Genomic DNA, 12,848 nt, shown 5'->3' on the forward strand with positions numbered 1-12,848 from the left:
TCCCTCCTTATTAGCCCAACATTTCTTTTGTAACCATTTTCTTCTTATCTTCCGGCACCTGCCGGATTTCAAGCTCGACCGAATCATCCAGCATTTCTCTCAGCAGCGTGCATTCTTCTTTTGTCACATAAAAGGCAACATCTAATTTTTTCGAATCTTCCTTGATTTTACTGCCGCCTAAATTGACTGATTTCACGGCCTCACATTGTTTTGCCAGGCAGTGTGCATCCCGCACGCTCTCTACAACAACCAGCAGTTTATACTTATCTGTTACTCCACTGTTAATCGCTTTAATAGAATCTTCCACACTTTTAATGACAAGCTTTATTCCTGACGGCTTTGCAAGCCGCATTGTTGCCATCCGCATTTCATCCTTAGCGGCTGCGTCTGACACAATTAATATCGCATCTGCGTCCAGCGAACGGCACCAGACGTAGGCTACCTGTCCATGCAGCAGACGATGGTCCACCCTGCATAATTTAATCATCTGCATAACCTCCCATTCTTTCTGTACACTCTTCAAACTTTTTCAGCGTCTGATCATCCCATTTTTCCGGCTCTTTAAAACTCCTGGAATCCACATATTCCATTGAAAAGCCTCCCTTGTATTTATTTTTATCAAAGCTCTTCAGAACCGACCTCATATCTCTTTGCCCCAGTCCCCATGGCATATGTCCGGTCGGGTTTCCATCTGTAAAATGACAATGAATGATGTCCTTTCCAAACAGATCAAACCACTCCTGCACGGATTCTCCCACAGCTCCCAATGCTCCAAGATCAATGGTCAGCTTCAGATTGTTTCGATTTACCGCTTCCTTCAGTACCTGAATCTTCTCCCTTGTATTAGCAATTTCCGAAGACTTATTCCAGATACTTTCCAACGCCAGTTCTATCCCCAGATCCGCAGCGTAATCACACAGCCGCCGCAGCATTTTTACAGATCTGGCCCTTGCTGTTTCTGCCTCTTCGTCATGATAATTCCACCCAGGCGTCACCAGCACTTTTCTGCAGCCGATTTCACCGGCCAGACTGATGACCTTTTTAAAATACATTTCCGTATTATGAACCAAAAGCTCTGATCTGGCTGCGATATTGTTTGGTTTTGGATTATTCTGCTCCGGACAGAGACAGGCAATTTTTACGCCATACTTTTCCATTAGTTTTTTCAGCTTATCAGAACTCTCACTCCAATAACTGTTTATGTAAAAATGTTGGGGGCACAACCATAATTCTGCATTCACAAACTGCATATTCTGGCATTTTTCAAAAAAATACTCCAAATCATAATACCGGTAATGAATATTCATGGCGTATAGTTGTTCCCTGTATATCACTCCTTTAAAATTCCTCCTTTTCCTTAGACATATCCTCCACCATTGGATTGCAGAAACAGGTCATTTCCTTTCCGCCTTCCACGGCCTCTTCTATTTTACTTTGGATATCATCCGTTTCTTTGATCATCGTCAGCTGTACAATCATTGGCAGGTTCATGCCGGATACAAGCCAAAAGTTTTGTTTCCGAATACGGGCAAGAAATTCATTATTTACACTCCCCCCAAAAATATCCGTCGCTACGATGATTTCATCCGTATCAGCAAATCTGCTGAATAATTCATCTATCTGACTCTCCAAAGTTACTTTATCTTCTAAATATGCACAGATTGTATATATCTCTGCCGTTTTACCGGCAATAAACTGCGCACTATTTTTCATCCCTTCAGCAAGTCTGCCGTGGGATGCCAGCACCAATCTAAGCATGTGAGCTCCTTTCCTTTATATTCAACATCTCTGGGGACAGGAACTTCATGAATCCGGCCTTTTCCTGCCTTATAGAGTTGTTATCAAAAATTATTGTCGTTTTCTTCCACTTCCACATCATTTTTTATATATTCAAACAGATACGCAATTTCACTGTCCGGCAGTTTCACATTATACTGTTCCAGAAGTGTCCGAAAACTTTCATTTACAATCCGGATGAACTCTTGTTGTTCTCCCTTAAATTTTTCAATTTCTTTGTATTTTTCTATCGGTGTCTTTGTCACAAGCCGTTCAATCAAAAAGCAGATATGCATATTGATCCCCACAACTGTCTTGCTCAGAAACTTTCGTTTCAGCATGTGCTGCAGCAGCATAGTGGCATCACTGACATAATCCAGTAACTTCTGGGCATTTAAGATTGTTAGATTTTCCATTACGGACTGCAGCGAAAAGTTTTTTAAAAGCGCCTGGTCAAACTTTTCAATCTCCTCCTGATTCAGATAGTCTGAAAGTACATGATCCACAATATGGATCTTTTTGAAGTTAATGATTTCCTCCAAAGAAACTGAATTGACCTCTTCTATCTTTAGGCTGAGTGTTTTTACAAGCAGCACTACTTCGTATTTTTCGAAAAGCAGGTCACTGCTTCCATTTTGCTCCAATTTGTCAAAATCATATGCTATCATTTCCAAAGGAATAGACTTGGGCAGGCTTCCGCGAAACATTCGAGTTAACTTTTCCGCAATATTCTTTCCTACTTCACTTGTGAAAACAATCGCCTTCTCCTTTTTTTCTCTGGAGATAATATTAAAGCGGCATTGATTTTCCCGGCAGGCTGTCTCCAGTATATCCTGCATATTGTCCCCTGCCAGAATCATATTTCCGATATTCAGGGCCAGGATCGTGGACACATTATTAATGACTCCTAAATTCACCGTTCTGTCTATCATATCGCCCAGCCCTTCGAGAGAGCCGGTATCTACCATCAGGATAATATTTTTAAAATATTTATTTTCATTAATAAATACGGATAATTTCTGAATCACTTCATCAATGGAGCTCTCCATCGGCATATCAATCGCCTCAAAAAGCTGCGCCTGGAGTGTTGTGTTCACCACATCGGCAATGGAACTTGCTGTGGTATACCCGTGACAGAGCACAATCCCTGTGGTATCCATGAGTTTTAATTTGTTATTGTACGAGTGAATATTAATCATAATAAATACCCGGTTCATGGGAGAGAGCACCATGTTAATATTTGATAAAATCTGCTTTTCAAGCAAATCAGCCAAATAATGGAGATCCGGCATATTTTCTACCAGAAATTGATACATCTTCTGAATTCTTTCCTGGTTCTCCCTCTCCCAGATTTTGATCTTTGAATTGTGATTCTGCTGGGCAATCAGCATTCTGGCAATCACATACGAACAATTGGCCGGAAAATTGATATGATATGTTCCTCTGATATTTGCAATCATACCTGCCACAATATTTTCCAACGGATGCAGCCGGGTATCCAGAAAGGACTCCTGAAAAATCAAAATATCGTAATAGTGTTTCAGCGTCCTTTTGCTTCGTTCTAAAAATTCTGAAAAAGAACCTTCCACTTCTATTGTCTCTTTATAATTGTCCGCAAGATTCTGCCACATTTCCAAAATCTTGTCCCCCGAAGAGTCTGCCTGAATCATATCCAGCCGGACCATAGCGGAATCTTTCTCATCCGGGCTTAATATTTCCAGCATACCGGCAGGAAGATGATACTGGTAGATGCTCATTTCCTGGGGTGAATTGCACTGTGCATATGCATTTGCCGAGATCATTTTGATACATTTTTTAAGTTCCGTAATATTATTTTCAAACCGGTAGTTGACAAGCTTGAAAATCAGCTTTTCAGAAATATAAATCATGCGGTTCAACCGGTCCTGCTCTTCCCTGAATGCGCGGACTATAAATTCTTTCCTCTCGTCCTCATTCCTTTCAATCCATGAGGGCACTTCACAAACCACGGGGATATTCACCAGGAGACCGGGCGACATCCGTCTGCCTGATTTGATGTCCATACTTAAAATCATCCGGACACCAACTCTCTTTGCACTCTTTTTTTCTCCGTCTCTGTTCTTCCCCCCTGTCGTAATATAATCCGCAAGCCTTTCCTGAAGCCGCTCATCCAGCTCCGGGATGTTTTCCAAGTACAAAATCCCTCCGTCCAGCTTCTCCAGCAGTCCGGCCTTAAGGCCGCCTTCCGTGTCTTCACTTCCAAAAAGTAATTCTTCATAATAAAGTGCATTTTCCCTGGAACTGAATTTGATTCTTTGAAAGTTTTGAGGATTTTTTAAAATCTTATGGTTGACGCAGTACTCCTGGATTAACTTCATCAGAAATGTTTTTCCGCTCCCCATTTCCCCTTTCAGAAGAATCGGAAGCCCGCCCGGATACAGCAGCGCAGACTTTATTTGTGCAATACAGTAACTAAGGCTCCCTTCGTTTCCAATTGCCTTGTCAAAATCACTTTCCTTTGAGACAAATTTTTCAATTTCTTTTGTAAGTTCTAAAATACTTAGATATTCATTTTTTTCAATCTGCATGTGGTACTTTTGTTCCAATACCAGACGGTTGAGATAATATACCGGTCTGGAATTCACTTTGATAACGGTTCCTTCCTTTACCATTTCATTCAAGTATAAGGAAACAAGAGACCTCGACATATGCAGTTGATTGCAGATATCTACCGTTGTATAGGATGATACATATTTCATATCAAATTTCTTTGTCTGTTTCTCAAGATATTCATAAACTTGTTCTTTTGAACTTACATGTACCATATTTATCACCTCCTTTACTTTCCTTATGGCACAATCATACTTCAAAACCTTTTTCACTTCTTTTCTTTTAAAAAATTATAACACTAAATACGAAACTTTTTCTGTTTTCGACACTCCCCAGGATAAAAAAAATTAGTGTGAAATGATTCTTAACACTAGCTAAATGCCTGGCGCGTATCTCAAAGAAAATCTGTAGACAGTAATACCGTCTGGACATTTTAAATAGAGTAAGGTATGATTTAACAAAGAAAAGCCGCACGGCTGATATAAGGGGCGGCAGGGCAGAATAAGGCGGGAAAGAAGGCGCAATATATGGGAGAGTTTACACATTTTGACACCCAGGGCAATGCCATCATGGTAAATGTCAGCAAAAAGCAGGATACTGAACGTGAGGCAGCTGCAAGCGGAATGATATGGATGTCCAGGGAATGCTACGAACTGGTAAAAACCGGAGATATTAAAAAGGGAGATGTCCTGGGAGTGGCCCGGATTGCTGGCATTATGGGCGCTAAAAGAACCTCCGAACTGATTCCTCTGTGCCATATGTTAAATCTGACAAATGCAGAGCTTCAGTTTGCATATCACGACCAGTGCTGTGCAATAGAGGCCATATGCACTGTGAAGACGGTTGGCAAGACCGGCGTGGAGATGGAGGCACTGACCGGGGTAAACGTCGCACTGCTCACCATTTATGACATGTGTAAGGCAGTTGATAAGGGCATGGAACTGGGCGAGATACGTTTACTGAGGAAAACTGGAGGAAAAAGCGGGCTTTGGGAAACGGACAGGGGAGAGCACTGACATGGCTGTTGAAATGACCTTTAAAAAGAAACTGGGAAGTTTCACACTGGACATGCACCTGAAAAGCAGCAACCGCCGCATCGGTATCTTGGGCGCCTCGGGGTGCGGAAAAAGCATGACGCTGAAAAGTATAGCCGGAATTGTCACGCCGGATGAAGGCAGAATTATCGTAGATCAAAAAGTAGTCTTTGACTCTGAAAAAAAAGTAAACTGGAAGCCCCAGAAAAGAAATGTGGGATACCTGTTTCAAAATTATGCCCTTTTTCCAAACATGACTGTAAAGGCTAACATTGCCGCCGGGTTAAAAGGGACGAAGGCTGAGCAGGACAAAAGAGTTGAGGAAATGCTCGGGAAGTTCCAGCTGAGCGGTCTGGGCAAGCGGCTGCCGGGGGAGCTGTCCGGCGGCCAGCAGCAGAGAGCCGCTCTGGCAAGAATCATGGCATACGAGCCGGATATGATCCTGCTGGATGAACCATTTTCCGCACTGGATGTGTTTTTAAAAGACAGGCTCCAGCAGGAAATGATCGAAATCCTGGCTGATTATGAGGGCACCGTTATTTTGGTATCCCACAGCAGGGATGAGATCTACCGGTTCAGCGAGGAGCTCCTGATTATGGACGACGGACAGGTCATTTGCTGCGGCAGGACAAAAGAAATATTTGCAAATCCACAGTGGAAAGAAGCAGCCAGGCTCACGGGCTGTAAAAATATCACGCAGGTCACCCACCTGGGGACAAACACCCTAATGGCGCCTGACTGGGGAGTAGCACTGGATTTACATCTGAAAATCCCCGGGGATATTCGGTATCTTGGAGTCCGTGCTCACGATTTTATTCCGCGGTGGGGCGCTGCGGCCAAAAACTGCATTCCCGTAAAGGTGAACAGCATGGCGGAACTGCAGTTCGAACGAAAATATTTTCTGAAAGGCGCTGAAGATGGCGCGGAGGAAATATGCTGGTTTGTACAGAGAAATGACTGGGGCATGCTGGACGAAAAGGGAATTCCTGATTATCTTCAGATCCCGGAGGATAAGATACTGCTGCTAAAATAAGAATGACTGCCGTTTGTTTTATGAAGACTAACGGCAGCCCTACTTCTATATTTAAAATTAAATTGAGAATTTTATGTATAAAATCAAGGAAATATCACAAAATATATTGACAGCTCCCATGGAATATGGTATTTTATAAAAGTTGTTGGGAACAATAACATTTCATGGGGGATTAGCTCAGTTGGGAGAGCGCCTGCCTTGCAAGCAGGAGGTCACGAGTTCGACTCTCGTATTCTCCACTATCACCCAGTGCAAAGGCACTGGGAGACAATCAAATCATAATCCTCGATAGCTCAGTGGTAGAGCATTCGGCTGTTAACCGAAGGGTCGTTGGTTCAAGCCCAACTCGGGGAGCTGTGAAAATCCTGTAAATTATTTTACAGGATTTTTTTATATCCCAGAGTGTGTTTCCGCGTGATGTTGACGCGGTTTGTTCTTTATTTCCCAAATAGATGAAGTAATTTCTGCCAGAAATTCAACTTTGTAGTTGTAGTATCTTCTGCTATAACTGCCTCTTCTTTTTCAATCGCTGATGTTTTGATCACAAATTGAACCGATTTCACATTCTTATTCTTATCAGACACAAATGAAACCGTCTCTGTTTCATCCCCGGAAATAGAAGCAATCATTTCCTCTATACTCTCCTCCACCTGAGTGTCCATATCTGATGTCTTCTCATAAAATTCACTGGTTCCATCATTTAAATCTGCTGCACCATCACCCAGAGAAATCATACCATCATATAAATCTGATGTCCCCTGCTTCAAGGTTCCTGTTCCTTCCAATAGTTCTTTGCTGCCGGCGGCTAACGTGCTGACACCATCCACAAGTTCTGAATAACCCGCTGCAATGGCTGCCGTACCATTCGTATATTCCGTGATACCAGAATCGAATGCTGCATAATTGGTAACCAACTGCTCAATTCCGTTTTTCAAGGAACTCATATTCACGGCCAGACCAGATAATGTATTCGCAAGTGCCACAATTGCAGCGTCATATGTCTCATATTTGTCCTTTAAATCCAACAGACCGCTGACAAGTGAATCCACACCAGATGAGACGGTATTCAGATAGGTTTCTGTACCTCCGATGGCTGCATTATTCCCGTTTAATAATCCGGCTATTTCAGAGAGGCTTGTAATCTGTGCTTCTAATTGTGCCGCCTGCGCTGCCAGCGTTTCATCCTCAGCATATTGTGGATATGCCGTTTGAATATCATTTAAAAGTGCCTGCAGCCCTGCCATCTGTTCGGAGAGGGTGGTAATTGCAGCACTGTTTCCATATTTTAAATCATCAATATTGAGCCCGTTCTGATTCATGGCGCCTCTATAGGCTTCGTAGGACAGATTTGTCTGTAAGGTAACCGCACCATCATACAGGTCACTGATTCCCTGACTGATAGCTGATGAGCTGTCCGTTAACTGTTTTAACTGTTCTGTTGAGACAGACACATCTGCAAGACTGGATTGCATTGTGGCAAGCGCCTCTTTAATCTGTGTTGAACCACTGGTCAGCGTAGAAGACTTGGCGTTTAATGTATCTAATCCCTCCTGCATAGTACGGGCGCCCTGACTTAAGGAACTGATTCCACTGTTTAATGTACTTGTAGCGTCATAGAGTAAGTCTGCACCACTGCTGAGATTTCCTCCTGCATCATTTAATTTTGCAGTTCCATCCGAAAGGGTTGCTGCACCATCGTTCAGCTTTGCAGATGCATCCATGATCTCTGTTACTTTGCCCATCAGCTCTGCATCATCAATTTCGATATTCAGATTCAGTTTTATTCCATTGATTGCAATGGCATCCATTTCAAAATCTGCCACCTCAGCGGTTATAACTGCATCCAGTCCTTTTCCCGGAAGAATGGTATAACTGATCTGTTTGTCTGCACCTGCATTTGCCAGGGTAGCTCCATCTGCCGTGATATTCTTACAACGCTTTGTATCAAGAGTTAATGCTGCCTGCAGCGCATAGTTGTTAAAAAAATCATTGCTGCATTTTGTATTTTCTGTAATCTGTATCTGAATCTTTAATGCACCCGACTGACCCGCAAGCTCCTCTGCTGACCGTACTTTTCCATCCAGTATATAGGTAATGGAGATATTCCATGGAATTTGTGCATCATTCATCGTACCCTGATAGTACACTTTATCTTTATTCGTGGAGAATGTGATGGTATCTCCATTCTGTGTGATCGTATCGGCTGCAGTCAACATCTTTACCGAACTATAATTTCCATAATCCATGATATCGCCTTTTCCAAATATATTGACCACATCTACTGTATCCGCCTTTCCATTGGCATCTGTCATAATATATACGACTTCTTCTTTCTGACCATTTGATGGTGTTGATGCATAAACGCTTGTGCCTGTCATTGCCATATTACCTATCATGACGGATGCAGCAAGCACTCCTGCAATTATTCTTTTTTTATTCATGATCTGATACCTCCCATATCTCAGTTATTTTTTTACTCTTTCGATACGTTTTTGTGTTTTTGCACCCCCATGTTTCACAAATGTCCTGTCAAAGATATAAAGTAAACCTGGAAGAACAAACAATACAACCACTAACGAACACAAGGTTCCTTTTCCCAGGAAGTAACCAAGCTGTGACAATAATCCATGAGTTGAAATAATCCCAAGCAGAAAGCCAACGACTGTCAGGACACTTCCTGATGTCAGTATGGATACAGTTACTGCTGAAATTGTATTTATAACTGCTTCTTTTTTCCGCATTGTCTCTCTGTATTCCTTATACCGGTCTGTAAAGAGAATTGCATAATCGACTGTAGCACCCAGCTGAATGGAACTGATAATTAGGTAAGCGATATAGAAAATCGTTGAATCTGCAAAATATGGAATGGAAAGGTTGATCCAGATTGCAGTCTCAATACTTAATACCAGAATTACTGGCAGTGCAGCCGAATGGAACGACAGTAATAGTACTAGGAATACCGCGCCGATTGCAACAAGATTTACCTTTACCATGTCCGCGGTAATCGTATCCATCAGGTCATAGGTAGAAACGCCTTCTCCTGCCAAATACCATTCTCCGGGATCATACTTCTCTGCCATATCTCTCACCTTCTCCACGAGTGAAAAGGTCTCTGCGCCTTCATAATCCGCATCCACAGAAATTACCATGCGGGCGTAGTTATCTGAGCAAAGTTTTTCATAAACAGAACGTTCCAGATAGCTTTCCGGAATCTCCATCCCAACGGTATCCACATAGGAAATGATGCCGCTTACCTGCGGAATGTCATGCAATGCATCTGACAAGTCTTTCTGAGCAGCCTTGCCTTCCTTAGGAACTAACAGCACATAGGTATCACTTTTTCCAAAGATATCTTCTATTGCCTCTGTATCTGCTCCTAACTGGGTGCCCGGTCCAAATATCTCAGACGCCCCATAGTAAAAACTGTTTGAATTAGAAGCCAGATATGCGGGTACCAGCACGATAAAGAACAGGATAACCATTGGTATCATCACTTTCTGCACCAATTTTCCGAACTTATTAAAAGATGGAAAAAGCGGCTTGTGTTCAAATCTGTCAATCCACTTATATGTTGCAAGGATCAGAACCGGCATGAATACAAATACGGTAAGCAGGCTGATTGCAATCCCTTTTGCAAGTGCTCTTCTAAGATCCGGCCCAATCTGAAACTTCATGAGGCATAATGCCAGAAATCCAATAACAGTTGTCAGACCACTGGAAAGTATGGAAGATGTTGACATGCACAGTGCTTCAATCATGGCTTCCTTTGTATTGCAGGTCTTCTTTCTGCATTCTGTAAAACGGTGCAGCAAAAACACAGAATAATCAAGCGAAACCGCGAGCTGTAAGATGTTTCCGGCCGCATTGGTTACAAATGAGATTTCTCCAAAAATGAGATTTGACCCTGCATTGATCATAATCGCAAGCCCCAGGCCAATCATAACAATTATAGGTTCCATCCATGATGTTGTTGTGACTGCCAGTACAAGCAAAACAAAAAGTACCGCTATTGCTGCTATTTTTGATATTTCTTTCACCGTACTCTGTGTTGCTGCGGCAGTGGAGACTGCACTGCCTGTCATGGCATTATCCTCTCCGATCAGGTCACGGATTGCATTGACTGCATCCATTCTTTTTTCACTGTCAATGGTAACGGAAAACAGTGCATTCCCATCTTTATAATAGTTCTTCACCATATCTGTATCCATGGTTTCTAATGGTTCTTCCATAGACGCAGCATCATCTAGCCAAGTGACCGCAGTTACACCATCTACTGCCTCGATTTCCGCCTTATATTCCAGGGCCTCCGGCACTGTCGTATTCTTTACCATGACTCTGGCATTGGGAATGCCGCCTCCAAATTCTGTATCCATGAGATCAAGTGCAACCGTGGATGGGCTGTTCTCCGGCAGATAATCATTCATATCATAATCTACAGATACCATTTGTTTGCACAATGCACAGATGATGAAGAGAACTGCAAATGTTGTAATAATAATTGAGGGATGATTTACAACCCATTGATAAAACTTCTTCATACTTTGTTTTCTCCTTTCCCGTCCGACAGATTTCCTGTCAGCTGGTAATCGGCTTCACCATGCACAAGCTTCATATGGATTGCGCCATCTTTCATGGTGCCTGTTCCTTTGAATGGAATGCACCGGATCGGAGATGCAAGATTTCCATTCAGACGAATAGTTCCGTTCTTCGATAGAACCCCTTCTACTTTTTCAACTGAACCAAGTAATTCCAATTCTCCTGCAATGATTCCATTGTTTATTTGCAGCCGCATTTTGCCGTGCCGAATTCCAAGCGGAACTTTTACTTGAACCGTATAGGTCATTTCCATACAATTTCACCTCCGATTGAGCTAATTATAGGAAAATAGCGGTTGTCATTCCACGGTCAAACCAGCCTTATCTGTGTAAATACGGACAAATGGCACTCATTTGACGGTCAAATCATAATGCAGAACCCTTGCTATTTTGATGGTCAGTTGTATAATAAATATATGATTTTTTTATGGATATCTGTGAAAGGAGATTCGAAAAATGACGCACGAAGAAACTTCGTTACGAACAAAAAAGGCTATATGTGACGCCTTAAAAGAATTAATGAGGCATAAGACATTTTCTAAGATCACGATCAGCGAATTAATTCGTGAATGTAACATTAACCGCAAGACATTCTATTATCATTTTGAAGATATTTATGGATTATTGAAGTGGATGCTGGAACAAGAAGCGATTGAAGTAGTAAAAAAATTTGATCTTCTTATTGATTATCAGGATGCCTTTCTTTTTGTAATTAATTATGTTGAAGAAAATTCATATTTTCTGAACTGTATCTACGACTCTGTCGGAAGGGATGAATTAAAACGTTTTTTCTATCAGGATTTTATTGGTATTATCGAAACAATTATTAGAACTACTGAAACAAAAATGGAAACCACCATTTCTGATGATTTCCGGATTTTTTTATGCGATCTTTATGCCGAAGGTATTGCTGGTATGCTGATTAACTTATTCCGGCATCCAGAAAAATATGATAAAGAACGTTTAATTGAATATTTTAGTATTGTGGTGCACAATTCTGTTCCATCCGTAATTAAAGCATATAAATAGCAGACTTTATTCATTCAGTATCCCCAGCATCGGTATAATTCCGGTAAAAGTCAGATTGACCATTTTTTCGGTCATATATTCTGCACTATACTTAAAATTACTTTTTATATAAAACTTTAGAAGCCCATAGTGCGCACCGATAATATAATTCGTCAAAACATCCAGCGGAATGATATCCTCGAATTTATGGGCAATGGGGCGCAGCATCGTAGTATACCAGTCGATTCCCTGCTCCAGAATTAATGCATCAAATTCTAAAGAACCGTTCGGACCTAATAGTAAAGAAAATAGTTCACCATGATCCCGAACATGACAGAACCAGTTGTAGTAGCATTCGTATGCCTCGCCTTTTTTCATCAGCTTATTTGGATTTTCAAAGGAGTCTGAAACCGCTTTTGTTAATCCCTGCGCAACTTCTGTCATCGTCTGTTCCAAAAAAATATTAATATCTTCATAGTGGCTGTAAAATGTGGAGCGGTTAATCTGGGCTTTCGCACATATATCTGTAATTGTAATGCAATGAATACTCTTCTCTTTTAACAACTCGATTAATGCATTTTGAATTAGTGCTTTGGTCTTTTTTTTCCTCAAATCTGCCATAGAAATCTCCCTTCCACTTCTCTGCTTTTCTTTCTCATCAACCTTACCAGCTCTATAAATTATAGCATAATACCTTATCTTTTATAATAATCAATTTCGCTTACTTTGTGGGTTTTCTTCCGGTTACTCACCACAAAAAAGAGGGGTGACGGTTAACCAACAAAACTTATTTTTTTAATGGTCGAAATCTGT

11 protein-coding genes and 2 tRNA genes are annotated in these 12,848 nt (G+C 41.5%); 5 read left to right on the forward strand and 8 right to left on the reverse strand.

What is annotated here, in order from left to right; all coding sequences use genetic code 11:
* Nucleotides 1-10: 10 nt before the first annotated feature.
* The 4 genes from ARB69_RS15050 to ARB69_RS15065 form a co-directional block, all read right to left on the reverse strand.
* Nucleotides 11-487: a PTS sugar transporter subunit IIB gene (locus tag ARB69_RS15050; RefSeq protein ID WP_050638978.1), complete on the reverse strand. Its 477-nt coding sequence runs from the start codon at nucleotides 485-487 to the stop codon at nucleotides 11-13.
* Nucleotides 480-1,334: a sugar phosphate isomerase/epimerase family protein gene (locus ARB69_RS15055; protein ID WP_129879030.1), complete on the reverse strand. Its 855-nt coding sequence runs from the start codon at nucleotides 1,332-1,334 to the stop codon at nucleotides 480-482. Before ARB69_RS15055 ends, ARB69_RS15050 begins: the two co-directional genes overlap by 8 nt.
* Nucleotides 1,335-1,338: 4 nt before the next feature.
* Nucleotides 1,339-1,758: a PTS sugar transporter subunit IIA gene (locus ARB69_RS15060; RefSeq protein ID WP_050638980.1), complete on the reverse strand. Its 420-nt coding sequence runs from the start codon at nucleotides 1,756-1,758 to the stop codon at nucleotides 1,339-1,341.
* Nucleotides 1,759-1,841: 83 nt separating this feature from the next.
* Entirely contained in the window at nucleotides 1,842-4,580 is a 2,739-nt protein-coding gene (locus ARB69_RS15065) for a sigma 54-interacting transcriptional regulator (protein ID WP_055153999.1), read from the reverse strand.
* 312 nt (nucleotides 4,581-4,892) lie between these two features.
* Between ARB69_RS15065 and moaC the strand changes: the two genes are divergently transcribed.
* The 4 genes from moaC to ARB69_RS15085 all read left to right on the forward strand — a co-directional run bounded on the left by moaC (nucleotide 4,893) and on the right by ARB69_RS15085 (nucleotide 6,786).
* Nucleotides 4,893-5,381, forward strand: a complete 489-nt coding sequence (gene moaC, locus ARB69_RS15070) for a cyclic pyranopterin monophosphate synthase MoaC (protein ID WP_055154001.1) — start codon at nucleotides 4,893-4,895, stop codon at nucleotides 5,379-5,381.
* Between the two features lies 1 nt (nucleotide 5,382).
* Nucleotides 5,383-6,432: a sulfate/molybdate ABC transporter ATP-binding protein gene (locus ARB69_RS15075; RefSeq protein WP_055154003.1), complete on the forward strand. Its 1,050-nt coding sequence runs from the start codon at nucleotides 5,383-5,385 to the stop codon at nucleotides 6,430-6,432.
* 166 nt (nucleotides 6,433-6,598) lie between these two features.
* Nucleotides 6,599-6,671, forward strand: a tRNA-Ala gene (locus ARB69_RS15080).
* Nucleotides 6,672-6,714: 43 nt separating this feature from the next.
* A tRNA-Asn gene (locus ARB69_RS15085) sits at nucleotides 6,715-6,786 on the forward strand.
* An 83-nt stretch (nucleotides 6,787-6,869) separates the two neighbouring features.
* Here the strand turns inward: ARB69_RS15085 and ARB69_RS15090 are convergent.
* Genes ARB69_RS15090 through ARB69_RS15100 form a run of 3 tightly spaced genes read right to left on the reverse strand, consistent with a single transcriptional unit; the run spans nucleotide 6,870 to nucleotide 11,281 of the window.
* A complete protein-coding gene (locus ARB69_RS15090; RefSeq protein WP_055154005.1) occupies nucleotides 6,870-8,873 on the reverse strand; it encodes a hypothetical protein in 2,004 nt (667 codons plus the stop codon).
* Between the two features lie 24 nt (nucleotides 8,874-8,897).
* Nucleotides 8,898-10,970 carry an efflux RND transporter permease subunit gene (locus tag ARB69_RS15095; RefSeq protein WP_055154007.1) on the reverse strand — a complete coding sequence of 691 codons (2,073 nt, stop codon included), beginning with the start codon at nucleotides 10,968-10,970 and terminating at the stop codon, nucleotides 8,898-8,900.
* Nucleotides 10,967-11,281: a hypothetical protein gene (locus ARB69_RS15100; protein ID WP_055154009.1), complete on the reverse strand. Its 315-nt coding sequence runs from the start codon at nucleotides 11,279-11,281 to the stop codon at nucleotides 10,967-10,969. Before ARB69_RS15100 ends, ARB69_RS15095 begins: the two co-directional genes overlap by 4 nt.
* Before the next feature lie 202 nt (nucleotides 11,282-11,483).
* Here ARB69_RS15100 and ARB69_RS15105 point away from each other — a divergent pair, with 202 nt between their 5' ends.
* Nucleotides 11,484-12,056: a TetR/AcrR family transcriptional regulator C-terminal domain-containing protein gene (locus tag ARB69_RS15105; RefSeq protein ID WP_055154011.1), complete on the forward strand. Its 573-nt coding sequence runs from the start codon at nucleotides 11,484-11,486 to the stop codon at nucleotides 12,054-12,056.
* A 6-nt stretch (nucleotides 12,057-12,062) separates the two neighbouring features.
* Here the strand turns inward: ARB69_RS15105 and ARB69_RS15110 are convergent, their stop codons facing one another.
* Entirely contained in the window at nucleotides 12,063-12,656 is a 594-nt protein-coding gene (locus ARB69_RS15110) for a TetR/AcrR family transcriptional regulator (RefSeq protein WP_055154013.1), read from the reverse strand.
* Nucleotides 12,657-12,848 lie beyond the last annotated feature (192 nt).

It is taken from the genome of Faecalicatena contorta, assembly GCF_001404335.1.
GTDB classification, from domain to species: Bacteria; Bacillota; Clostridia; order Lachnospirales; family Lachnospiraceae; genus Faecalicatena; species Faecalicatena contortus_B.

Coding starts and splice junctions, on each gene's coding strand:
- moaC (WP_055154001.1), top strand. CDS start 4,893: ATGGGAGAGTTTACACATTTTGACACCCAGGGCAATGCCATCATGGTA.
- ARB69_RS15060 (WP_050638980.1), bottom strand. CDS start 1,758: ATGCTTAGATTGGTGCTGGCATCCCACGGCAGACTTGCTGAAGGGATG.
- ARB69_RS15075 (WP_055154003.1), top strand. CDS start 5,383: ATGGCTGTTGAAATGACCTTTAAAAAGAAACTGGGAAGTTTCACACTG.
- ARB69_RS15050 (WP_050638978.1), bottom strand. CDS start 487: ATGATTAAATTATGCAGGGTGGACCATCGTCTGCTGCATGGACAGGTA.
- ARB69_RS15110 (WP_055154013.1), bottom strand. CDS start 12,656: ATGGCAGATTTGAGGAAAAAAAAGACCAAAGCACTAATTCAAAATGCA.
- ARB69_RS15100 (WP_055154009.1), bottom strand. CDS start 11,281: ATGGAAATGACCTATACGGTTCAAGTAAAAGTTCCGCTTGGAATTCGG.
- ARB69_RS15090 (WP_055154005.1), bottom strand. CDS start 8,873: ATGAATAAAAAAAGAATAATTGCAGGAGTGCTTGCTGCATCCGTCATG.
- ARB69_RS15105 (WP_055154011.1), top strand. CDS start 11,484: ATGACGCACGAAGAAACTTCGTTACGAACAAAAAAGGCTATATGTGAC.
- ARB69_RS15095 (WP_055154007.1), bottom strand. CDS start 10,970: ATGAAGAAGTTTTATCAATGGGTTGTAAATCATCCCTCAATTATTATT.
- ARB69_RS15065 (WP_055153999.1), bottom strand. CDS start 4,580: ATGGTACATGTAAGTTCAAAAGAACAAGTTTATGAATATCTTGAGAAA.